The organism is Bradyrhizobium sp. 153 (assembly GCF_023073835.1).
Taxonomy (GTDB): domain Bacteria; phylum Pseudomonadota; class Alphaproteobacteria; order Rhizobiales; family Xanthobacteraceae; genus Bradyrhizobium.
This window is the reverse complement of the sequence record NZ_JADPKH010000107.1, coordinates 42,271-63,862: the sequence shown is the minus strand read 5'-3', so window position 1 is coordinate 63,862 and position 21,592 is coordinate 42,271. Positions and strand designations below refer to the sequence as shown.

21 protein-coding genes are annotated in these 21,592 nt (G+C 64.3%); 19 read left to right on the top strand and 2 right to left on the bottom strand.

From position 1 onward, the window contains the following. Positions 1–120: 120 nt before the first annotated feature. From IVA91_RS26905 to IVA91_RS26890, 4 genes are read left to right on the top strand one after another with little or no spacing between them, the layout of a single operon-like run. On the top strand, positions 121–957 hold the full coding sequence (locus IVA91_RS26905) for an ABC transporter substrate-binding protein (protein WP_247281360.1): 837 nt from the start codon (positions 121–123) through the stop codon (positions 955–957). Between the two features lie 19 nt (positions 958–976). Further along, entirely contained in the window at positions 977–1,708 is a 732-nt protein-coding gene (locus tag IVA91_RS26900) for an amino acid ABC transporter permease (RefSeq protein WP_247281361.1), read from the top strand. Continuing rightward, on the top strand, positions 1,705–2,511 hold the full coding sequence (locus IVA91_RS26895) for an amino acid ABC transporter ATP-binding protein (protein WP_275974750.1): 807 nt from the start codon (positions 1,705–1,707) through the stop codon (positions 2,509–2,511). The genes IVA91_RS26900 and IVA91_RS26895 overlap by 4 nt, the downstream gene beginning before the upstream one ends. A gap of 18 nt (positions 2,512–2,529) precedes the next feature. Then, complete coding sequence (locus IVA91_RS26890; RefSeq protein WP_247281362.1) at positions 2,530–3,468, top strand: dihydrodipicolinate synthase family protein; 939 nt, start codon at positions 2,530–2,532, stop codon at positions 3,466–3,468. An 89-nt stretch (positions 3,469–3,557) separates the two neighbouring features. On the opposite strand, the gene IVA91_RS26885 is transcribed toward IVA91_RS26890, so the two are convergent. Beyond that, positions 3,558–4,445 (bottom strand): LysR family transcriptional regulator, encoded by an 888-nt coding sequence (locus IVA91_RS26885; RefSeq protein WP_247281363.1) that lies wholly within the window; start codon positions 4,443–4,445, stop codon positions 3,558–3,560. 156 nt (positions 4,446–4,601) lie between these two features. Here IVA91_RS26885 and IVA91_RS26880 point away from each other — a divergent pair, with 156 nt between their 5' ends. From IVA91_RS26880 to IVA91_RS26835, 10 genes are read left to right on the top strand one after another with little or no spacing between them, the layout of a single operon-like run. Next, positions 4,602–5,558, top strand: coding sequence for an N-carbamoyl-D-amino-acid hydrolase (locus IVA91_RS26880; protein WP_256464561.1), 957 nt, complete (start codon positions 4,602–4,604; stop codon positions 5,556–5,558). A 36-nt stretch (positions 5,559–5,594) separates the two neighbouring features. Next, positions 5,595–6,419 carry an ABC transporter substrate-binding protein gene (locus tag IVA91_RS26875; RefSeq protein ID WP_247281364.1) on the top strand — a complete coding sequence of 275 codons (825 nt, stop codon included), beginning with the start codon at positions 5,595–5,597 and terminating at the stop codon, positions 6,417–6,419. Then, positions 6,416–7,273 (top strand): amino acid ABC transporter permease, encoded by an 858-nt coding sequence (locus IVA91_RS26870; protein WP_247281365.1) that lies wholly within the window; start codon positions 6,416–6,418, stop codon positions 7,271–7,273. Before IVA91_RS26875 ends, IVA91_RS26870 begins: the two co-directional genes overlap by 4 nt. Then, positions 7,270–8,034, top strand: a complete 765-nt coding sequence (locus tag IVA91_RS26865; protein ID WP_247281366.1) for an amino acid ABC transporter ATP-binding protein — start codon at positions 7,270–7,272, stop codon at positions 8,032–8,034. The genes IVA91_RS26870 and IVA91_RS26865 overlap by 4 nt, the downstream gene beginning before the upstream one ends. 14 nt (positions 8,035–8,048) lie before the next feature. After that, positions 8,049–8,864: an ABC transporter substrate-binding protein gene (locus tag IVA91_RS26860; protein WP_247281367.1), complete on the top strand. Its 816-nt coding sequence runs from the start codon at positions 8,049–8,051 to the stop codon at positions 8,862–8,864. Further along, the gene (locus IVA91_RS26855; RefSeq protein WP_247281368.1) at positions 8,851–9,741 is read left to right on the top strand and encodes a polysaccharide deacetylase; all 891 of its coding nucleotides are present in this window, start codon (positions 8,851–8,853) and stop codon (positions 9,739–9,741) included. Before IVA91_RS26860 ends, IVA91_RS26855 begins: the two co-directional genes overlap by 14 nt. A gap of 20 nt (positions 9,742–9,761) precedes the next feature. Continuing rightward, positions 9,762–11,345 carry an ABC transporter substrate-binding protein gene (locus tag IVA91_RS26850; RefSeq protein WP_247281369.1) on the top strand — a complete coding sequence of 528 codons (1,584 nt, stop codon included), beginning with the start codon at positions 9,762–9,764 and terminating at the stop codon, positions 11,343–11,345. Next, positions 11,342–12,715 (top strand): amidohydrolase family protein, encoded by a 1,374-nt coding sequence (locus IVA91_RS26845; RefSeq protein WP_247281370.1) that lies wholly within the window; start codon positions 11,342–11,344, stop codon positions 12,713–12,715. The genes IVA91_RS26850 and IVA91_RS26845 overlap by 4 nt, the downstream gene beginning before the upstream one ends. Before the next feature lie 22 nt (positions 12,716–12,737). After that, complete coding sequence (locus IVA91_RS26840; RefSeq protein WP_247281371.1) at positions 12,738–13,664, top strand: N-carbamoyl-D-amino-acid hydrolase; 927 nt, start codon at positions 12,738–12,740, stop codon at positions 13,662–13,664. A 19-nt stretch (positions 13,665–13,683) separates the two neighbouring features. Next, positions 13,684–14,328 (top strand): flavin reductase family protein, encoded by a 645-nt coding sequence (locus tag IVA91_RS26835; RefSeq protein WP_247281372.1) that lies wholly within the window; start codon positions 13,684–13,686, stop codon positions 14,326–14,328. Positions 14,329–14,344: 16 nt separating this feature from the next. Here IVA91_RS26835 and IVA91_RS26830 read toward each other — a convergent pair whose 3' ends face one another. Next, the gene (locus tag IVA91_RS26830; protein WP_247281373.1) at positions 14,345–15,007 is read right to left on the bottom strand and encodes an aspartate/glutamate racemase family protein; all 663 of its coding nucleotides are present in this window, start codon (positions 15,005–15,007) and stop codon (positions 14,345–14,347) included. Between the two features lie 168 nt (positions 15,008–15,175). On the opposite strand from IVA91_RS26830, the gene hydA reads away from it, so the two are divergent. The 5 genes from hydA to IVA91_RS26805 all read left to right on the top strand — a co-directional run bounded on the left by hydA (position 15,176) and on the right by IVA91_RS26805 (position 21,581). Beyond that, on the top strand, positions 15,176–16,645 hold the full coding sequence (hydA, locus tag IVA91_RS26825; protein WP_247415289.1) for a dihydropyrimidinase: 1,470 nt from the start codon (positions 15,176–15,178) through the stop codon (positions 16,643–16,645). Between the two features lie 12 nt (positions 16,646–16,657). Next, complete coding sequence (locus IVA91_RS26820) at positions 16,658–17,650, top strand: NAD(P)-dependent oxidoreductase (protein WP_247281375.1); 993 nt, start codon at positions 16,658–16,660, stop codon at positions 17,648–17,650. A 1-nt stretch (position 17,651) separates the two neighbouring features. Next, positions 17,652–18,413 carry an SDR family oxidoreductase gene (locus IVA91_RS26815; protein ID WP_346015532.1) on the top strand — a complete coding sequence of 254 codons (762 nt, stop codon included), beginning with the start codon at positions 17,652–17,654 and terminating at the stop codon, positions 18,411–18,413. After that, a complete protein-coding gene (locus IVA91_RS26810) occupies positions 18,410–19,846 on the top strand; it encodes an NAD(P)/FAD-dependent oxidoreductase (RefSeq protein ID WP_247281377.1) in 1,437 nt (478 codons plus the stop codon). Before IVA91_RS26815 ends, IVA91_RS26810 begins: the two co-directional genes overlap by 4 nt. A 115-nt stretch (positions 19,847–19,961) precedes the next feature. Beyond that, the gene (locus tag IVA91_RS26805) at positions 19,962–21,581 is read left to right on the top strand and encodes an ABC transporter substrate-binding protein (RefSeq protein ID WP_247281378.1); all 1,620 of its coding nucleotides are present in this window, start codon (positions 19,962–19,964) and stop codon (positions 21,579–21,581) included. Positions 21,582–21,592 lie beyond the last annotated feature (11 nt).

Here is a 21,592-nt window from a genome sequence, read left to right as displayed (position 1 = left end):
CAGATCGAAGACGACGCTGCCTGCCGTGTCGCGAGATCCGGCCGGCCGCATCCAAGAAACGTCGAGGGGAATTCCGGGCGAGGAACTGCATCAGTTATTGGCGTGTTACTGGAGGTATCCATGGTCTCGACACTGCTTCGCTTGGGTGCTGTTGCCGCACTCGTTCTCGCATCCACGGCGGTGCATGCCGCCTGTACGCCCACAATCACCGACGACAATCTGATCGCGCCCGGCAAGTTGCAGCTCTCCATCAACCCGACCAATCCGCCGCAGCAATTCGTCGACAAGGACGGCCAGCTGCAGGGCCTCAACGTCGAGCTCGCCGCCGAGCTCGGCAAGCGGTTGTGTCTTCCGGTCGAACTCGTCCGGATGGATTTTCCGGCAATGATTCCCGCCCTCAACGCGACCCGCATCGACGGCATCGATACCGGGATGTTCTGGACCGAGGAGCGTTCCAAGCTGATGTACATGGTGCCTTACGCGATCCAGGCGATCTCTGTCGTGGTGGCCCCCGACAGCGGCACAAAAATTGCTACCGAAAATGATCTGATCGGAAAATCATCCGCCGTCGAGGTCAGCAGTTACCAGATGAACTGGCTCAAGAAGCTCAGCGATGCCAGCGTGGCGAAAGGCGGAGCCGCCGTCGAGATGCGGACGTTTCCCACTGCCACCAACGTCGTCAGCGCGCTGCTGGCGGGACAGGTCGACAACGCCTTGCTCGTGGATAGCGTGGCGCGCGATCTCACCAGCCGGGGCCGCGTCAAGGAAGTGCTGAGCGGGCTCGGCACCGCGCGCACGACGCTCGGCTTCCGTAACAAGATGGTGGTCGATGCCGTCGTCAAGGCGCTGAACGCTATGCGGGCCGATGGCAGCTACCAGGCGCTGTTCGACAAGTTCGGCCTGACCAGCATGCCGGCCGACCAGCCGCTTGCGATCGCCGGCCCGGGTCCGGCCTGAGATCTACGGAGACGAGCCGATGAGCCATTTCAGTCCGACGGCCGCCGTCAGCTACTTCTTCAATTACTTCCTGATGAAGGGAGTGCTCGTTACCATCGGCTTGACGGTGGCGGCGGTCGTCGGCGGCTTGATCCTCGGCATGGGCGTCGCGTTGCTGCGCATGTCGTCCAATCCGGCGCTCGCGGGCGCTGCGCGCTTCTACATCTGGTTCTTCCGCGGCACGCCGCTGCTGATCCAGCTGGTGGTGATCTACAGCGGCTTGCCGCAGCTGGGCATCAAGTTCAGCGTGATCACCTGCGCACTCGTCGGCCTGATCCTCAATGAGGCGGCCTATCTCGCCGAGATCGTGCGCAGCGGCTTCATGGCGGTGTCGGCAGGACAGCGCGAGGCCGCCTGGGCGCTCAGCCTGTCGCCCTGGGTCACGTTCCGCCGCGTGACCTTGCCGCAGGCGTTCCGGTTGATGATCCCGCCGCTCGGCAACTCCATCAACTCGCTACTGAAGGCGACCTCGCTCGCCTCCGTGATCTCGGTGGAAGAGCTCATGCGCCGCAGCGACATGCTGATGCAGGAGCATTTCCAAATCCTCGAAGTCTATGCGGCGGCAACCGCCTATTACCTGATCCTCACCTCGGTCTGGGATGCGATTCAACGCCGGCTGGAGAAGCACTTTGGTCGGTCGAGTGCTGCGAAGTCGAGGCGCCTCGACGCGAGGGGGCCGGTTGTGCAGGCGAGCGTGGAGGCTCGCGCATGAGCGAGACATCGATGAATACCGCTATGGGGAGCGGCGTCGAAGGTGCAACAGCGCAACCGCAGCTCCGTGAGGTGCCTGCGGTCCGGATGGAGGCCGTCTACAAGCACTATGGCGACTTCACCGCGTTGAATGAGGTCGATCTCAAGGTCGCCAAAGGCGAGAAGATCGTGATCTGCGGTCCGTCCGGCTCGGGCAAGTCGACGCTCATCCGCTGCATCAATCACATCGAGAAGCACGACGAGGGCCTGATCTACGTCAACGGCGTCGAGCTCGATCGCCAGCGCAAAAACATCGATGTGGTCAGGCGCGACACCGGCATGGTGTTCCAGAGCTTCAACCTGTTCCCGCACATGACGGTGCTGGAGAATTGCATCCTGGCGCCGATGACCGTGAATGGCATGTCGGAAGCGGAGGCAAAGAACCTTGCCATGCATTTCCTCACCAAGGTCCGGATTCCGGACCAGGCCGAGAAATTCCCCGGCCAGCTGTCGGGCGGCCAGCAGCAGCGTGTCGCCATCGCACGCGCGCTGTGCATGCGTCCCAAGATCATGCTGTTCGACGAGCCGACCTCGGCGCTCGACCCTGAGATGGTCAAGGAAGTCCTGGAGACCATGAAAAAGCTCGCGGAGGAGGGCATGACCATGCTGTGCGTGACGCACGAGATGGGCTTTGCCCGCGAGGTCGCCGACCGCATCGTGTTCATGAACGAGGGCAAGGTCGTGGAGCAGGCTGCGCCGGTGGACTTCTTCAACCATCCGAAATCCGAGCGGGCGAAGACGTTCCTCGACCAGATCATTCACTAGACGGCGATGTCCGGCGGGATGACAATTTCGCGGTCGTTCGCAGATCGGCTGCGCGGCATTCATGCTGCGACGATCGTGCCGATGACGCCCGATTTCGAGATCGATGAGGCAAAGCTCGCCGCGCATCTCGCCTCGGTCGCGTCCACGCCCGGCATCAATGGACTCCTGGTCAACGGCCACGCCGGCGAGAATTTCGTGCTGTCCCTCGCTGAAAAGCAGCGCGTGGTGGAGCTGGCGAGCGAGCACGCTCCGAAGGACTGCCTGATCGTCTCTGGCGTCAATCATGAATCCAGCCCGGAGGCTGCGCGAGAGGCAGCCACGCTGGAGCAGGCGGGTGCGGACGGTCTGCTGGTTTTTCCGCCCAATAGCTGGGCGCTCGGTCACGCCGACGGCTGTGTTATCGAACATCACCGCCATATCCGCGATGCCACGACCGTGCCGCTGATGCTCTACGCCGCGCCGGTCGGTGCGGGTGCGATGACCTATGCATCGCCGCTGCTCGAGCAGCTCGTCGCCGATCCTCGCTTCGTCGCGATCAAGGAGGGCAGCTGGGAGGTCGCTGCCTACGAACAGAATCTGAGGCTGATCCGCAAGCTGCGGTCGGACTTCGTCGTGCTCGGCTCGGGAGATGAGCACCTGCTGACGAGTTATCTCGTCGGCTCGGCCGGCAGCCAAGTCAGTCTCGCCTGTGTCGTTCCGGAACTAGTGGTCAGCCTCTGGATCGCGGCGGAGGCTGGCGATTGGCCGCGGGCTCGCGCAGTGCACGAGAAGCTGTATCCCCTGGCAGGTGCGATCTACCGCGATCCGCCCGGAGGACGGGCAACGGTGCGGCTCAAAGCCTGCCTGAAGCTGCTCGGACGTCTGTCATGCGACGCGGTGCGGCCGCCGCAGCCGCCGGCGACGCCGGATGAGTTGCGGGCACTCGACCTTGCCTTGCGGATCGCCGGACACGGATGATGGCGGTACGTCAGAACGATTTCGCGCGTAGTCGGGCGGCCTGACCAGGTGCGACGTCGGCTTGTGCAGTCAGCAGTAAGATGCCCTCATCATTCAAGCTGCCGGCTTGCTCGGCGGACTTCATCGAGGAACACTCTTGCAAGACGCGAGATCGGCTCCGCTTCCGACCACAGCATGTATGCCAGCGCAGGTGTCTTGGGAAGGAAGGGGCGTATGACCAGCTCTTGATTTCCAGCCTGGTGCGGCGAGAATGGATCCACCACCGCCGCGCCGATGCCTGCCGCGGCGAGCACGCAGGCGGTGTTGCAGTATCGCACCTCGACGGTCGGCTGGAATGAAGCGCCGGCCGAAGCAAAACTCGCGCGCACGGCCTCACCCAACTGTGTTCCACGCTCGAGCCCGATGAAGGGTAGATCGACGAGATCGGACGCGGTGATCACCGCGCGGTCCGCCAGCGGATGCTGCGGCGGCATGACGCAGACCATCTCGCCGGCGCGGACCACTTCATGCGCGATGCCTGGATGATGCGAGAAGCCGAGCACGAAGCCGAGCTCGGCGACCCGGCTCAGCAGTCCGTCGATGATGCCCTCATAGCGGCGTACGTCGAAGAACATCCGCGTCTGCGGTCGCCGACGCAGGAAGACCGACAATGCGGGCGGGATGATGCTGTAGGCCAGCGGCGGCGTTGCGACGATCGACAGATGCCCAGTGCGACATTCCCTGAGGTCACGGACGCGGTTTTCCAGCTTGGCATGCAGCGCAAAAATCGTCTCGCTTTCCTTGTAGAGCGCCATCGCCTCCGCGGTCGGAAACAGGCGGTTGTTGACGCGCTCGAACAAGGCGAAGCCCGCCTGCGTCTCCATTGCCTTCAGCGCGTTGCTGATCGCTGGCTGTGAGAGCGACAGCTCCTCGGCTGCTGCGACCGTTGTCCGGTGTCGAACGACCGCACGCATAATTTCGAGTTGACGCAGGTTCATCTATTCGTGCCCGTTATAGTCTGGCCGAAAATATCATAGCACGAGTGATTGCCAATGCTGTCCAGCTTTCTTGTAATGCACTGCGGAAAGTGTGCTGCCGAACGTAAAATCGGTTCGCCTAACGAGGCAGCAGTCCGCTAGATTTGGAGGCAATGTTTGACCCGCGTCCTTCGTGCTGCCGCCGCCCAGATGGGGCCGACGCAAAGAGCAGACACCCGCGCGCATACGCTCGATCGCATGTTGAAACTGTTGGATGCGGCGGCTGAACAAGGCGCGCGCCTCGTGGTGTTTCCCGAACTGGCCTTCACGACGTTCTTTCCGCGCTGGCTGCTCGAAGGCGATGGGCTCGATCAGTATTTCGAGCGCGGCATGCCGAACCCGGCTGTCCAAGCGCTGTTCGACCGCGCCCGCGCGCTCGGCGTCGGCTTCTATGTCGGCTATGCCGAGCTGACAGCAGATGGCCGGCGCTACAATTGCGCGATCCTGGTCGACGACGTCGGCGAGATCATCGGCCGCTATCGCAAGGTGCATCTGCCGGGCTCGGTCGAGCCGCGGGCGGGCGCGCGCTATCAGCAACTCGAGAAACGCTATTTCGAGTATGGCGATCTCGGCTTTCCGGCCTTCCGCACGGGTTCGGCGTGGGGACACGCGATCATGGGCATGATGATCTGCAATGATCGCCGCTGGCCGGAATCCTGGCGGATGCTCGGCCTGCAGGGCGTTGAGCTCGTGTGCATCGGCTACAACTCCGCGGCCTACGATCCGAACGGCGGGACCAGCGAGGATGCCGCGCTGCGCACCTTCCATTCGACGCTCGTCGCACAGGCCAACGCCTACATGAACGCGACCTGGGCGATTGCGGTGGCGAAGGCGGGCGACGAGGATGGCTCCGGCCTGATCGGCGGCTCCTGCATCGTCGATCCGAATGGCAGGATCGTTGCACAGGCGAAGACCCTCGCCGACGAAGTCATCGTCGCCGACATCGATCTCGATCTCTGCCGTCAGGGCAAGGACAAGATGTTCAATTTTGCGGCCCACCGGCGGCCCGAGCAATACCGGGCGATCACCGAACGCGCCGGCGTCATCGAGCCGGCGCTTCTCGACATGGACTGATACGCGGCCGGTTGCAGCGTTGGCAAAGGAGCTGACATGATACGCCTCTCGCTTTTCCTCGGGCTCGCCGCATTCGCTGCTGCGGCCGTCGCCTCGGCAGCCGAACTGCCAGCAGAGATCAAGCAGGCCGGTACGCTGAAACTGACTGTTAATTCGACCTACGCGCCGATGGAGTATCGCGATCCCGCAACCAACGAGCTGGTCGGGCTCGATATCGATCTCGCCAACGAGCTTGCCAGGCGGCTTGGCGTGAAGATCGTCTGGAGCGAGACGCCGTTCGCCGAGCTCATTCCGTCGCTGCAGACCAAGCGCGCCGATTTCATCATCAGCGGCATTTCCGACCGCGCCTCACGGCGCGAGACCGCCGACTTCATCGACTATCTGACCACCGGACCGCAGTTCTTCGTGCTGGCCGACCATGAGGCGACCGCCGCCACCGACCTCTGCGGCAAGAAGGTCGGCACCACCCGCAGCACCAGCTTCCCGATCGAGATCGAGAAATGGAGCAAGCAGAATTGCGAGACCGCCGGCAAGCCGGCCATTCAGTATGTTCCGGGCGAGAACTCGATCGACGTGCGCAACCAGCTCAAGCAGGGCCGCATCGACGCTGCAGTTCAGGGCGGCGAGACGCTGCCCTTTGCGCAGGCGCAGGAGGCTGGCAAATACCGTGTCGTCGGCGAGCCCTTTGCAATCGGCTATCAGGGCATCATGTTCCGCAAGGACGATGTCGCACTGCGCGAAGTGGTGACGGAGCATCTGGCGGCGATGATCGCCGACGGCTCCTACAAGAAGATCCTCGAGAAATTCGGTTTGGGCGCGAACGCGGTTTCCAAGCCCTTGATGAATGCGGCGCCGCAATGAGGGCGGCGCCGACGCTGGCGGAAGGCTTTCCTGATCTCTCGCAGATGCAGATCGCGCGGGAGATCCACTGGCGGCGGTGGCTGGCTGCGGCCGCGATCGTCGTTGTGCTTGCGGCGATCGCTCGCGCCTTTGCCAATGGCCAGATCGAATGGTCCTATGTCAGCCGCTTCCTGACCGCGAAGGTGATCCTCCAGGGCATCGTCAACACCATGGTGATGGCGGTACTCGCGATGGCACTCGGCATCGTCCTCGGCGCGGTCGCGGCGATCATGCGGCTGTCACCCAATCCGGTGCTGAAGTCGGTTGCTGCAGGTTACACTTGGCTGTTCCGCGGCACGCCGCTGATCCTGCAACTCCTCCTGTGGTTCAACCTCGCGCTGGTGTTTCCGACCATCGGTATTCCCGGCCTGTGGACGGCGCGGGCCGTTGACGTCATGACGCCGTTCCTCGCAGCGCTGCTCGGGCTCGGCATCAACCAGGGTGCCTATACGTCGGAAGTGATGCGCGCCGGCATGCTGTCGGTCGACGCCGGGCAGTATGAGGCGGCGCAGGCGATCGGCCTGGGGCGGCTGCGGGCGCTGCGGCGGATTATCCTGCCTCAGGCGATGCGGGTGGTGATTCCACCGCTCGGCAACGAGTTCATCGGCATGGTGAAGGCGACCTCGCTCGCCAGCGTGATCCAGTATCCCGAGGTGCTGCACAACGCCGAGAATATCTACTATGCGAATTCGCGCGTCATCGAGCTTCTGATCGTCGCCGGCTGCTGGTATCTGCTGGTGGTATCGATCCTGACGCCTCTGCAGATGCTGCTCGAGCGCCATTTTGCGCGTGGAACGGCACGGATCAACCGATGACGAAACCGCTCGTCGCGATCCGCTCCGTCAGCAAGGCCTTTGGAGAGTTCCAGGCTCTCAGGAATGTCTCGCTCGACGTGTGGCCCGGCGAGGTTCTGTGTCTGATCGGTGCGTCAGGTTCTGGCAAGACAACGCTGCTTCGCTGCATCAACCAGCTTACCGTGATCGACAGCGGTGGTATCTGGCTGGATGGCGAGATGCTGGGCGTCCGCGAGGAGGGCGGCAAGCTGCGCCGCCTCACCGACCGGCAGATCGCGCGGCAGCGGCTGAAAACCGGCATGGTGTTCCAGCGCTTCAACCTGTTTCCGCACAAGACTGCGCTGGAGAACATCACGGAAGGACCGGTGCAGGTGCAGGGCCGCAACCCGGGCGAGGTGCGCGCCGAGGCAATCGAGCTCCTGCGGCGCGTCGGGCTTGCGACGAAAGCGGACTCCTATCCGTCGCAGCTTTCGGGCGGCCAGCAGCAGCGCGTGGCGATCGCCCGGGCGCTGGCGATGAAGCCGATGCTAATGCTGTTCGACGAGCCGACCAGCGCGCTCGATCCCGAGCTTGTGGGCGAGGTGCTGGCTGTCATGAAGGAGCTCGCGCAGAGCGGCATGACCATGATGGTGGTGACGCACGAGCTTGGCTTTGCCCGCGAGGTCGCTGATCGCGTCGTCTACATGGATCATGGCGCGATTGTGGAATCCGGGCGCGCCGCCGACGTTCTCGGGGCGCCGCGCGAGGCACGTACGCGGGCATTTCTGGCGGCAGTGATTTGATGGGGGCACTTTTGATGATCAGGCTGGTTGTTGCGGGCTTAGTTGGATTGATCATGGCCGGACCGGTCTTTGCGATCGAGCTGCCTGCGGAGATCACGAAACGGGGCACTATCAAGGTCGCAATCGTGCCGAACTATCCGCCGATGGAGTTCCGCGATCCCGTCACCAACGCGCTGGCCGGGTTCGACATCGACCTGGGCGAGGCGCTTGGCCGCAAGCTCGGCATCAAGCTGGAGTGGGAGGAGACCAGTTTTGCGCAGTTCATGCCGTCGATCTCGTCGGGGCGGGTGGACGCGATCCTGTCCGGCTTCACCGATTATGCCACGCGTCATGAGGCGGCAAGCTTCGTCGATTATCTGCGCAGCGGCCCGCAGTTCTTTGTGCAGCAATCCCGTGCAGCCGAGTTCAAGGACATGGCGGCGCTGTGTGGCAAGAAGGTCGGCGCCAGCCGCCGCACCATGTTCCCGGACCAGATCGCGGCGTGGAGCACGGCGCATTGCGGCGGCAATGCGATCGTGGTCGTCGGCACCGAAGGCTCCGCTGACGCGCGCACGCAGTTGAAGCAGGGTCGGATCGACGCGGCCGTCCAGGGCAGCGAGACGCTGCTCTACATCATGGACCAGGAGCCCGGCGCCTATGCGCCCGTCGGGCAGGCGATCGCGGCGCAGTTCACCGGGATCGCCTTGCCGGTCAAGGAGAAGGCGTTGCAGCAGGCCTTTGTGGAAGCGCTGGACGCGCTGATCGCCGACGGCACCTACCGCAGCCTGCTTGTGAAGTGGAAACTGAACGACAACGGCGTAGAGAAGGCGACCATCAATGCTGGACAGTAAGGCACTCCAGAGCATCCCGCTCGTCCCGGCGAACACCGCGGACCCGGCACCGAATTATCCCTGGCCGAAGCCTTGGGGGTCGGCGATGTTCCTGTCGTTCGATGTCGACGCTGAGAGCGCCTGGACCAGCAAGGACGCCGTGCACGCCCAGCGCCTGATCACCATGAGCTATGGCGGCTATGAGGCGCGGGTCGGCACACCGAAGTTGCTGGAGCTGCTCGATCAACTCGACCTGAAGGCGACGTTCTTCGTCACCGGCTGGTCGGTCGATGCGCATCCGGCAATGGCCGAATCCATCCTCAAGGCCGGTCATGAGATCGGCCACCACGGCTATCACCATCTGCTGCCCGACCCCGGAGATCCCTGGATCGAGGACGAGCTGGAGCGGGGCTTTGAAGCGCTGAAGCGGCGGCTCGGCGTCAAGCCGATCGGCTACCGCGCGCCCTATGGTGAGTTCACCGAGGAGCTGCGCACGGCGCTGGTACGCCATGGCATCGTCTATACGTCCTCGTTCCGCGATGACGTCCGGCCCTATCGCCACCGCCTCGCCGACGGCAACCCGGGCACGATCGAGCTTCCGGTCACGGCGAGCTATGATGACTGGATGCACGGCCTCTCGGCACGCTTCAGCCCGCGCTCGATCTTTCCGAAGGAGCATGTGCTCTCGATCTGGAAGGACGAACTCGACGAGGTCCGCGATTGGGGCGCGATGGTGACGACCGTGCTGCATCCGCAGTGCAGCGGCCGTCCGATGCGGCTGCGCCTGCTGCGCGAGTTTCTCACCTACGCCAAATCCTGCGCGGACGTGTGGATCACGACCGGGGAGGCGATCGCAGGCAACTTCCAGAAGCATGAAGCCGCGGGTCAGTCGCGCTGATGAGCATGGGCGCGTCTTCGATGCAGTTCTCCCGCCGCTCGCTGCTTCGCGCGGCCGCGATGGCGCCTGCCTTTTCCTTGCCGGGCATCGTGCGCGCGCAATCGCAAACCACGCTGCGCTTCATCCCGGTGATCGATCTGGCTTTCCTCGATCCGATCTATTCCACCGCGCAGGTGTCGCGCAACCACGGCTTCATGGTCTACGACACGCTCTATGGCATGAATGCGGCGCTGGAAGTCTCGCCGCAGATGGTGTCGGGCCATGTCGTCTCCAGTGACGCCAAGCAGTGGGACCTGACGCTGCGCGACGGGCTTTTCTGGCATGACGGCGAGCGGGTGCTGGCGCGTGACTGCGTCGCCAGCATTCGCCGCTGGGCCTCGCGCGACGGGTTCGGCGGCGAAGTGATGGCGGCGACAGAGGAACTGTCCGCGCCCGATGACCGCACCATCCGTTTTCGTTTGCGTCGGCCGTTTCCGCTGCTGCCACAGGCACTCGGCAAGGCCGCGGTGCATGCCGCGTTCATGATGCCCGAGCGGTTTGCGAACCAGGATCCGCTCAAGCCGATCACCGAAGTGATCGGCAGCGGACCGTTTCGTTTCATCGCGGATGAGCGCGTGCCGGGCGTGCGCAATGCCTATGCAAGATTCGAGCGCTATCAACCGCGCCAGGACGGCAAGCCCGACTGGACCGCCGGTCCCAAGATCGTGCATTACGATCGCGTGGTGTGGACGACGACGCCGGATCCGGGGACTGCCGTCGCAGCACTGCAGACCGGCGAGCAGGATTGGCAGGAAACCACGCCGCACGATCTGCTGCCGGTGCTGAAGCAGTCCGACGAGGTCGAGACGCGTGTGCTCGATCCCCGCGGCTATGCCTGCATGCTTCGCGTCAATCATCTGCAGCCGCCGTTCGACAATCCGGCGATCCGCCGTGCGCTGCTGGGCGCGATCGACCAGGCCGACTTCATGACCGCCGTCGCAGGCGTCGATCCGGCCTACCAGCTTTCGCCGATTGGCTATTTCGCCCCGGGAACGCCGATGGCCAATGACGTCGGCCTCGACGTCTTCCGCGGTCCGCGCGACATGGCTAAGGTGAAGGCCGAACTGGCTGCCGCCGGCTACAATGGCGAAAAGGTTGTGCTGCTGTCGCCGAGCAATTCGGCCGCGCAAAAGCCGCTTGGCCAGGTCGCCGCCGACATGCTGCGGAGAGCCGGGATGAACGTCGAACACCACGCGCTCGACTTTGCCGTCGTGCTGCAGCGCCAGTTGAAAAAGGACCCGATCGACAAGGGCGGCTGGAGTGCTGCGGTCGGCAACTGGCAGGGGATAGACTGGCTCAATCCGGCCGGCAACACCAATCTGCGCGGCGAAGGCAAGGTCGCCGGATGGTATAGCAGCGAGGAGATGGGCGGCCTGCGCAGCCAGTGGTTGGCCGCGTCCTCGCTGGAGGAGCAGCAGCGGATCTGCCACGATATCCAGGCGCTGGCGTTCGAGGAGATCCCGTATTTTCCGATCGGCCTGTACAAGCAACCGACCGCCTACCGCAAGAGCATCACCGGCATCCTCGACGGCACTGCGGTCTTCTGGAACGTGCGTCCATCATGAGCAGCATCGCGATCTTCGGCAGCTACGTTCTCTCTCGCCGCGACGGCGCGCAGGATGTGCTGCGCGATCACTGGGTGCTGATCGAAGGCAAGACGATCGCCGCGATCAGCAAGGACCGGCCATCCGCCGCCGAGGTCCGTGACCGTCCTGGACGTTTCATCCTGCCGGGCTTGATGAACCTGCATAATCATTGCTTCAGCGAGGCGGTAGCGCGCAGCCACACCGAGGACGGCAACGGCCGGCGCAACAATCAGAGCATCGTCTATACGGTGCTGCTGCCGCTGACCAAGCGCGGAGCCGACCTGCTCTCGCCTGAAGAGCGCCTTGCGGTGGCCCGGCTCGGCATCCTGCAACTGCTGAAGGGCGGCGCGACCACGGTGATGGAGCCGTTCCGCAACACGATTCCCGAGATGTTCGACGCCGCCGAGGAGATGGGCATCCGCTTCTACGGCGCGCCCTATCTGTTCTCGACGTCAGACGCCAAGGCTGGCCCGGACGGTGTTGTCAGGTACGCCGGCGACGATGGTGCGGCCGATCTCGCCACTTGGAACGCGCTCTATCAGCGTTGGAACGGTTGTGGCGGGGGCCGGATTGGCCTCGCGATGAGTCCGCATGCGACCGATACCTGCGGCCCGGATCTGCTCAAGGTGTGCGCGGAGCGCGCCCGCGAGCTCGGTGTGCCCATCACGACCCATCTGGCGCAAAGCCGGGCCGAGGTCGAAACCATCGGCAAGCGCTACGACGGCCGCACGCCGGCCGAATATCTCGACTGGCTCGGCCTGCTGGCGCCCGATCTGCTCGCAGCGCACTGCATCGCAAGCTCCGACAGGGATCTGAAGCTGATGGCGGCGCGCGGCGCGGCGGTGCTGAACTGCCCGCGGGTGTTCGCCCGATCCGGCGTGACCGCCGCATTCGGCCGGTTTGCCGAGCATGGCGTGCGGACGGTAGTCGGCACCGACGGCTACAACATGGACCTGCTCGGCGAGCTGAATGCGGCGTCGATGATCTCGAAGCTCGCGCTGCAGCGCGCCGAGGTCGCGAGCGCGCCCGACCTGATCGAATCGGTGACGGTGACCGCAGCTGCGCTGGTGAAGCGCCCTGATCTCGGCACGATCGCGCCCGGCGCGACGGCCGACCTGACCGTGATCGACATGACCCATCCGCATCTGCAGCCGCTGTTCGATCCGCGTCGTGCGCTGATCGCGCTCGGTAACCGCGCCAATATCGATCAGGTCATCGTCGATGGCCGTGTGCTGATTGACGCCGGCCGCTATGTTCACGGCGACGAGGCTGCAATCACCGCGGCAGGGGCTGTTGCAATTGGCAAGATCTGGGATTTGCCGGAAGCGCAGGCCGCGTTCGCCGGCTGAGTTTGCAAGGAGAACAACAACCATGCGCATGATCAACGTCGCCGCAGCTCAGATGGGTCCGATCCAGCGCGCTGACGGGCGCGATGTCGTCGTCAAGCGAATGATCGCGCTGATGGATGAGGCCAAGTCAAAGGGTGCTGATCTGATCGTCTATCCCGAACTCGCGCTGACCACGTTCTTCCCGCGCTGGTACCTGGAAAACCGCGCCGATGCCAATGGTTGGTTCGAGCAAGAGATGCCCAATGACGCTGTGCGGCCGCTGTTCGAGCGCGCGGCTCGCCACGAGATGGCGATGAGCTTTGGCTATGCCGAGCTGACGCCTGACGGACATCACTTCAACACTGCCATCCTGACCGACCGCAGCGGCAACATCGTCGGAAAATACCGCAAGATCCATTTGCCCGGGCATGCCGAGTTCGATCCGGAGCGCACGCATCAGCATCTTGAGAAGCGCTATTTCGAGCCGGGCGATCTCGGCTTCCCGGTCTGGCGCAATCTCGGCGGCATCATGGGCATGGCGGTCTGTAACGACCGCCGTTGGCCGGAAACCTATCGCGTGATGGGCTTGCAGGGCGTCGAGATGGTGCTGATCGGGTACAACACGCCGTCGGTCAACGCGCAGAAGGGCGACGAAGGGCCAGAGAAGCGGTTGTTCCATAACCGCCTGTCGGTGCAGGCCGGCGCCTATCAGAACTCCTGCTGGGTGATCGCGGTCGCCAAGGCCGGCAATGAGGACGGCCATCCCCTGATCGGCGGCAGCATCATCGTTAATCCCGACGGCGAGATTGTCGCCGAGGCCGGGACGGAGGACGACGAGCTTCTGATTCATCCCTGCGATCTCGATGCCACCGCATTCGGCAAGCAAACGATCTTCAATTTCGCCGCGCACCGCCGCACCGAGCATTACGGCCTGATCACTGGCCGCACCGGCGCGGTGCCGCCGCCATGAACTGCGGAGGACGCGCCCGATGATCGGCCTGTCGTTTCGCGACCTTGCGCCCCGCGACCGCTACAAGCTCTTGTGCGGTGTGGTGGTGCCGCGTCCGATCGCTTTTGTCACCACGGTAGACGACAACGGCGCGCTGAATGCGGCGCCGTTCAGCTTCTTCAACGTGTTCTCCGAGAACCCGCCGCTGATCGTGCTCGGCCTGCAGCATCATCCCGATGGCCGGTTCAAGGACACCACCCGCAACATCCACCGTACCGGCGAATTCGTCGTGCATATGGTGGACGAGACGCTGGCGAAAGCGATGAACGACTGCGCGGTGGATTTTCCCTCCGGCGAGAGCGAGGTCGCCGCCGTGGGCCTGGCGACGGAGGCGAGTGCCGAGGTCAAGGTCCCGCGGCTGGCTGCGGCGCCCTTCGCGCTGGAATGCCGGCGGCAGGTCTCGCTCGCGTTTGGCCCGGGGCGCGAGCTGCTGGTTGGCGAGGTCTTGCATCTGCATGCGCGCGAAGGGCTGCTCGATCCGGCGCGGATGTATGTCGACATGGCAACCTATCAGCCGATCGGCCGCCTGTTCGGCAATCTCTATTCGACCCAGCGCGACATGTTCGCGATGGACCGCGAGAGCTATGACGATTGGCAGGCGAGGCGGGCGCGTGAGGCACGCTAGCCCGTCAATCAGTGCCTCAGTGCGCGCCGAATTGCACGGCGCCGAGCGCCATGGTGACGGCGGCCTGGGTCGGATCGATCACGGGAATGCCGAGCGCCTCCTCAAGCGGCTTCCGGTGGCGCGCCATGCCGGCACAGCCCATCACGATGGCGCCGGCGCCGTCCTCCTCTTTCAGGGCGCGGCCGACCGCGATCATCTTGGCGAGCGTGCCTTCGCCCGATGCGGTTTCCGCCACGCTCATGTCGAGCGGGCGCTCGCCGGCCAGCCGCTCCAACAGGCCCATCTGACGCAGATAACGCATATGCCGGCGGATCGAGCGCTGCGCGATCGCGATCACGCCAAAGGTCTCGGCGCGGGTCAGCGCGGTCAGCACGCCGCATTCGGCAATGCCCAGCACCGGCCGCGTGGTGGCCTCGCGGCAGACATGCAGGCCGGGGTCGCTGTAGCAGGCGATCACGAAGGCCGCCGACTCCTTGTCGCCGGCGAGGGTCCGCCGCAGCGGCATCACCACGCTTTCGGCGTCGGCCTGGCTCTCGATGCCGTAGGGTCCTTCGACCAAGGTCTCGCACACGATCTCCGGACCGTCGGCAAAGGCCAGCGGCTTCAGCGCTTCGGCAAGGCCGGCCGTGACCACGCGGTTGGAATTCGGGTTGATGACCATGATGCGCGGTCGGGGCATGGGAGGTTCCTGCTTGGGCAGTGTTGACGGTGCGAAGCTTGACGATGCGAAACAAAGGCAATCACTATGCCATGGACAGCATGAAGCGGTCATGCGCAGGGCGCAAGGGCGCGCCGCAAAGCTGCGCAACGCCAATGGACTTCGAGAGTTACGCAAGGAGACACCGTTATGACCGAACCCGCCTATGACCTGATCATCCGCGGCGGGCGCGTCGCCACGACCACCGACGTGTTCGAGGCCGACGTGGCAATCACAGGTGAAGCCATTGCTGCGATCGGGCGCGGGCTCGGCCCGGCCAAGCGCGAGATCGACGCGCGCGGCAGGCTGGTGCTGCCGGGCGGTGTCGACAGCCATTGTCACATCGAGCAATTGTCTGCCGCCGGCATCATGAATGCCGACACCTTCGAGAGTGCCACGACGTCGGCGGCCTTCGGCGGCACCACCTCGGTCATTTCCTTTGCCGCGCAGCATGTCGGCATGCAGCTGCCGCAGGTGCTGGAGGATTATCATGCGCTGGCGCGCAAGGGCGCGGTAATCGACTACGCCTTCCATATGATTATCGCCGACCCGACGAAAGAGACGCTGGAGCGCGATCTGCCGACGCTGATTCGTCAGGGTCACGGCTCGATCAAGATTTTCATGACCTATGACCGGCTGAAGATCGACGACGAGCCGCTGCTCGACATTCTCGTTGCAGCGCGCGAGGGCGGCGCGATGCTGTGTGCGCACGCGGAAAATCACGGCATCATCTCCTGGATGGTGAAGCGGCTGCTCGCGCGCGGCTACACTCATCCGAAATATCACGCGATCAGCCATGCGCGCTTTTCGGAAGCAGAGGCGTTCAACCGCCTGATCGGCATGGCGGCCCTGGTCGACCAGCCGATCATGATCTTCCACGTCTCGACCGCCGAGGGCGCGCAGACGATCCGCGATGCCCGCGGACAGGGGTTGAAAGTGTTTGCCGAGACCTGCCCGCAATATCTGTTCCTCACCGCCGACGATCTCGACAAGCCGGGCGCGGAAGGCGCCAAATGGATGTGCAGCCCGCCACCGCGCCGCAAGGACGACCAGGAGGCGCTGTGGAAGGCGTTATCGCTCGGCGATCTGCAGACCATCTCCTCCGATCATGCGCCGTATCGGTTCGACGAGACCGGCAAGCTTCGCGCCGGGCCGAACCCGAACTTCAAGCAGGTGGCCAACGGCCTGCCGGGCCTCGAGATGCGGCTGCCGCTGCTGTTCGATGCGATGGTCTCCAAGGGACGGCTTGGCCTCGAGAAATTCGTCGAGCTGACTGCGACCGCGCCGGCCAAGATCTACAATCTGCATCCGCGCAAGGGCTCGATCGCCGTCGGCGCTGACGCCGATATCGCGATCTGGGATCCCGATCGCCGCGTGACCGTCACCGACACGATGATGCACGATCTGGCCGGCTACACCCCGTTCGCCGGCCGTTCGCTGCAGGGCTGGCCGGTGACGGTGCTCTCCCGCGGCCGCGTCATTGTCGAAAGCGGAAGGCTGAACGCCTCGCCGGGCTCCGGCCGCTTCCTGGCCCGCAGCGGCGGCGAGGCCGCGAAACCGACTGGTCGATTGGTCTCGGACATGAACCCGGAGCAGAATTTTGGCGCCAAGCTATTGTGAGCGGACCGCGAGATGAGCGTCGTGATCTTCGGTGGCGCAGGCTTTGTCGGGCTCAATATCGCGGAGCTGCTGCTTGCCCGCGGCCATGCGGTCACACTGTTCGATCAGGCCGAGTTGCCGGTGGAGGCGCGCTGCGCCTTTGCGCCCTACGGTGAACGCTTGCGGGTGCTGCGAGGGGACGTGACCGAACGCAGCGCGGTTGAGGCCGCAGTCGGACCGGGATGCAATGCCGTGGTGCTTGGCGCCGCGATCACGGCAGGCGCGGCGCGCGATGCCGCCGAGCCGGAGCGCATCCTGGCGGTCAATCTGCTGGCGCAGGTGTCGATCCTGACCGCTGCGCGCAAGGCAAAGGTGCAGCGTGTGATCAACCTGTCGTCCGCTGCAAGCTATGGCGCGAGCGGCCGGCATTATCCCCTGCTCGAAGAGACGACGCCCTGCGATCCGCAATCGCTGTATGCGATCACGAAATTCGGCTCTGAGCGTGTGGTGGCGCGGCTCTCCGACCTCTGGCAGGCCGATGTGATCAGCGTCCGGCTCTCGGGCGTTTTTGGCCCGTACGAGCGTGCAGGCGGTGTCCGCGACACGCCGTCGCCGCAGGCGCTGATTGTGGATTGCGTGCGGCGGGGCGCGCCGGCGTTGCTCAGCGAACCCGGTGCACGGGACTGGGTCTATGCCGCCGACGTCGCCGCCGCTGTCGCCGTGCTGCTCGATGCCGCCCGGCCCCGCCACATGCTTTACAATATCTCGAGCGGTGTGACGTTCACCGCCGAGGCCTGGGGCAAGGCTTTTGCTGATAAAGCTCTTGCCGACCCGGACAGCGGTTTCGTTTGCCGCGTGGCTGTCTCCGGCGAGACACCAACCGTGACGGTGCACGGCCCGACCCGGGCGCCGCTGTCGGTACAGCGCATGGCCGACGAATTCGGATGGCGCGCCAAATTTGGCTGTGAGGAGTCAGCGGAGCATATGCGGCGCTGGTTGCATGATCATGATCGAGGCGGCGCCTGAGATGAAGCTGGCGGGCAGGATGGCGATCATCACAGGCGGCGGCTCCGGGATCGGCCGGGCCAGCGCCGTTCTGTTCGCCCGCGAAGGCGCCTTCGTCGCGCTGGTCGATCGCGATGCTGACAGCGCAGCCGAAACACTGGCGATGCTTCGCGAACAGGGTGGCAGCGGCAGCGTCCATGTTGGCGATGTCGGCGACGCCGATTTTGCAAGGGCCACCGTCGAAAGTGTCGCAACAGGCGGCGGCAGGCTGGACGTGCTGATGACGTCTGCCGGCTTCTCCTGCGGTGGTACCGTGATCACGACCGCACCGGCGGATTGGGACGCGGTATTCCGTGCCAATGTCGGCGGCACCTGGTTGTGGGCGCGCGCGGTGGTGCCGATCATGCAGCGGCAAGGCAAGGGCGCCATCATCACGCTGGCGTCGCAGCTGGCAATCGCTGGCGGCAAGGGCAACAGCGCCTATATTGCGGCCAAGGGCGCCATCGTCAGCCTGACCCGCACCATGGCCATCGATTTCGCGACCGATGGCATCCGTGTCAACGCGTTGGCGCCCGGTGCGATCGACACGCCGCTGCTGCGCCGCAGTTTTGCGCGCCATGTCGATCCCGAGTCGGTGCGCGAGGCCTCGCGGCAGCGTCATGCCATGAAGCGATTCGGCCGCGCCGAGGAGGTGGCGGCGGCGGCGCTCTATCTCGCCAGTGACGATTCCTCCTTCGTCACCGGCACGGTGCTTCCAGTCGATGGCGGGTGGCTTGCGGCATGAGTGATGGCCTTGCAGCACTTGCAGTTCAGGTCCGCGCCGATCTTGCCAAGACGGCGCATCCGGGCATGCCCTGGCTGACGCCGATGACGGCTCCCGATGGCAGCCGCGCTCTGGACGTGCTCATTGTTGGGGCTGGTCAATCCGGACTTGCGACGGCTTTCGGCCTGCAGCGCTCGCAGGTCACCAACATCCTCGTGCTCGACAAGGCGGATGAGGGTTGCGAAGGCCCATGGCTGACCTATGCGCGGATGCCGACCCTGCGCAGTCCGAAGGACTACACCGGCCCTGATCTCGACCTGCCGAGCCTGACCTATCAGGCCTGGCACGAGGCCAAATTCGGAATGGAGAGCTGGCGCGATCTTGGTCTGATCCCGCGCGAATATTGGGCGGCCTATCTGTCGTGGTATCGGAAGGTGCTCGGTTTACCGGTGCACAATGGCTGCGAGGTGACCGATATCGCACCCGATGCTAACGGCCTACTGAGGGTAACAGTGAGGACTGCTCATAGCGAGGAGGTGCTTTACGCCCGCAAGATCGTGCTCGCGACGGGACAGGAAGGTATGGGCGATTGGAGCATTCCCGAACCATTGCGCCATCTGCCGGCGTCGCGATGCGTTACTTGCGCGGCGCCGACAGATTTTACCGCGCTACGCGACAAGCGCGTCGCGGTGATTGGCGCGGGCGCCTCGGCCTTCGATAACGCAGCGATGGCACTGGAGGCAGGTGCGGGCGCCGTGCATTTGCTGTGCCGGCGCGCTGCGATCCAGCTGGTGCAGCCCTATCGATGGCTGACCTTCCGCGGCTTCCTCAGGCATTTCTCCGAGCTCGACGATTCCTGGCGCTGGCGCTTCATGCGCGCGGTGCTCGAGCTGCGCGAGGGATTTCCGCAAGCCACCTATGATCGCTGCGCCCGGCACGCGACGTTCCATCTGCACGAGGGCGCACCTGTCGAGGGAGCGCGGGAGACTGTTGACAGCGTGCTGCTGCGCACGCCACGTGGCGAGATCGCGGTCGATTTCATCATCTGCGCCACCGGCGTCATGATGGACTTTGCCGGTCGCCCCGAGCTGAAGCGATGCGCCGATAACATCGCGCGCTGGGCCGACTGCTACACGCCGCCGGCGCAGGAACAGAGCCCGCGCCTTGGCGCCTTTCCTTATTTGTCGGACGACTATGCCTTCTGCGAGCGCGCGGTTGGACGAACACCGTGGATCTCCGGCATTCACCTGTTCGCCATCGCCTCGACCATGAGCTTTGGTCCGTCCGGCTCTTCGATCAATGCGATGACGACGGCGGTGCCGAAGCTGGTCCACGGCCTCACGCGCGACCTGTTCCGCGCCGATATCGACAAGCACTGGGCGGCATTCCAGGCCTATGATGTCCCTCAAGCTATGATCCGGCGCACCCCCGCGGCGGCGGAGGGGAGCGCGTGATGCCGGCGAGCGTGTATGCATTCCACTGCGACGAAGAAGCATGCCGAACTGCCGGTTTCTGGCACATGATTTGCTGCCATTTCGGGCGTGCGCGGCCTAACAAAGGACAGAGGCGATGTACCCCGTGATTTCCAGGCATCTGATTTCGGCGTCCGCCGTTCTTCTTTCGGCGACATTGATTGCGCCCGCGGCCCGTGCGCAGAGCCGCGCTGAGACCTTGCGCTACGTGACGGCGGCAACGGTCAACACGCTCGATCCCAACATTCCCGGCTCGACCCGCGAAGCCTTCGCGCTCAGCATGAGCAGCTATGACCGGCTGGTGTCGTTCGGCCGCAAACAGCTCAACGGCAAATGGGTGTTCGATCTCGATACCATCAATGGCGAGCTCGCGGAGTCCTTCAGCGTCAGCCCCGATGGCCTGAAGCTCACCTTCAAGCTTCGTCCCGACGCCAAGTTCCACGATGGCTCGCCGGTTACTGCAGAAGACGTGAAGTGGTCGCTCGACCGCTGCGTCACCGCGCCGGTACTCGGCAAGGCGCAATTGCTGACAGGATCGTTGACCAGCGCCGACCAGTTCAAGGTGATCGATCCACTGACCCTTGAAGTGACATTGCCGCGGCCCGACAAGCTGGCGCTGCCGAACCTTGCGACCGTCTATCCCATCATCATCAATTCCAAGCTTGCCAAATCGCATGCGACGCCTGAGGATCCTTGGGCGCTGAGCTGGCTGAAGGAGAACGAGGCGGGCAGCGGCGCCTATATCGTCGAAACCTTCAAGCCGGGCGAGCAGGCGATCGCCAAGCGCAACGAGGCCTGGAATCGCGGCTCGCCGGACAAGCCGGCGTTCTTCAAGCGGCTGATCATCCAGTCGGTACCGGAGCCGGCGACGCGCGCCAATCTGGTCGAGCGCGGCGACGCGGACCTCGTGATCGATCTGCAGGCCAGCGACGTCCAGGCGCTGGAGGCCAAAGGCAAGCTGAAGGTGATTTCGACGCCGCAATACAATGCGGTGACCTTCATCTCGATGAACAACAAGATCCCGCCGTTCGACAACGTCAACGTCCGCCGGGCTGTCGCCGCGGCGCTACCCTATGATGACATGTTCAAGGCGGCGCTGTTCGGCCGCGGCGCGCCGCTGTTCGGTGCCAGCTGGGCCGACGGGAGGCCGCCGAGCGGCGGCTATCCGATCCCGCAACCGGTCAAGCTCGATCTGGAGAAGGCGCGGGCCTATCTGAAGGAGGCTGGCGTGCCCGAAGGTTTCGCCACGACCTTCAGCTTCAACGTCGGTCAGGCCGCGACTGCCGAACCGATGGCCGCCCTGGTCAAGGAATCGCTGGAGAAGATCGGCATCAAGGTCGACATCCAGAAGCTGCCGGATGCGCAGATGTCGACCTCGATCAACGAGAAGAAGCTGCCCTTCTTCACCGAGGGCATCGTCGCCTGGCTGCCGTCGACCGATTATTTCTACCGCAACTTCTACACCGGCAATCAGCGCTGGAACTATTCGTCGACTGACAATGCCGAGTTGGAGGAGATCGCGCAGGCAGCGCGCTTCGAGCCGGACAAGGCGAAGTACGAGGCGGAGGGCAAGGAGCTCAACGCCATCCATTTCGAGCAGATGTTCCAGGTCCCGCTCTGGCAACCGGCGCAGGACGCGGTCATGGCCGCCAATCTCGACGGCTATGTCTATCAATTCACCCGCCAGGTGGATTATCGTAACCTGAGCCGCAAATAGCAGCGGAGCCG

Coding starts and splice junctions, on each gene's coding strand:
- IVA91_RS26905 (WP_247281360.1), top strand. CDS start 121: ATGGTCTCGACACTGCTTCGCTTGGGTGCTGTTGCCGCACTCGTTCTC.
- IVA91_RS26900 (WP_247281361.1), top strand. CDS start 977: ATGAGCCATTTCAGTCCGACGGCCGCCGTCAGCTACTTCTTCAATTAC.
- IVA91_RS26895 (WP_275974750.1), top strand. CDS start 1,705: ATGAGCGAGACATCGATGAATACCGCTATGGGGAGCGGCGTCGAAGGT.
- IVA91_RS26890 (WP_247281362.1), top strand. CDS start 2,530: ATGACAATTTCGCGGTCGTTCGCAGATCGGCTGCGCGGCATTCATGCT.
- IVA91_RS26885 (WP_247281363.1), bottom strand. CDS start 4,445: ATGAACCTGCGTCAACTCGAAATTATGCGTGCGGTCGTTCGACACCGG.
- IVA91_RS26875 (WP_247281364.1), top strand. CDS start 5,595: ATGATACGCCTCTCGCTTTTCCTCGGGCTCGCCGCATTCGCTGCTGCG.
- IVA91_RS26870 (WP_247281365.1), top strand. CDS start 6,416: ATGAGGGCGGCGCCGACGCTGGCGGAAGGCTTTCCTGATCTCTCGCAG.
- IVA91_RS26865 (WP_247281366.1), top strand. CDS start 7,270: ATGACGAAACCGCTCGTCGCGATCCGCTCCGTCAGCAAGGCCTTTGGA.
- IVA91_RS26860 (WP_247281367.1), top strand. CDS start 8,049: ATGATCAGGCTGGTTGTTGCGGGCTTAGTTGGATTGATCATGGCCGGA.
- IVA91_RS26855 (WP_247281368.1), top strand. CDS start 8,851: ATGCTGGACAGTAAGGCACTCCAGAGCATCCCGCTCGTCCCGGCGAAC.
- IVA91_RS26850 (WP_247281369.1), top strand. CDS start 9,762: ATGCAGTTCTCCCGCCGCTCGCTGCTTCGCGCGGCCGCGATGGCGCCT.
- IVA91_RS26845 (WP_247281370.1), top strand. CDS start 11,342: ATGAGCAGCATCGCGATCTTCGGCAGCTACGTTCTCTCTCGCCGCGAC.
- IVA91_RS26840 (WP_247281371.1), top strand. CDS start 12,738: ATGCGCATGATCAACGTCGCCGCAGCTCAGATGGGTCCGATCCAGCGC.
- IVA91_RS26835 (WP_247281372.1), top strand. CDS start 13,684: ATGATCGGCCTGTCGTTTCGCGACCTTGCGCCCCGCGACCGCTACAAG.
- IVA91_RS26830 (WP_247281373.1), bottom strand. CDS start 15,007: ATGCCCCGACCGCGCATCATGGTCATCAACCCGAATTCCAACCGCGTG.
- hydA (WP_247415289.1), top strand. CDS start 15,176: ATGACCGAACCCGCCTATGACCTGATCATCCGCGGCGGGCGCGTCGCC.
- IVA91_RS26820 (WP_247281375.1), top strand. CDS start 16,658: ATGAGCGTCGTGATCTTCGGTGGCGCAGGCTTTGTCGGGCTCAATATC.
- IVA91_RS26815 (WP_346015532.1), top strand. CDS start 17,652: ATGAAGCTGGCGGGCAGGATGGCGATCATCACAGGCGGCGGCTCCGGG.
- IVA91_RS26810 (WP_247281377.1), top strand. CDS start 18,410: ATGAGTGATGGCCTTGCAGCACTTGCAGTTCAGGTCCGCGCCGATCTT.
- IVA91_RS26805 (WP_247281378.1), top strand. CDS start 19,962: ATGTACCCCGTGATTTCCAGGCATCTGATTTCGGCGTCCGCCGTTCTT.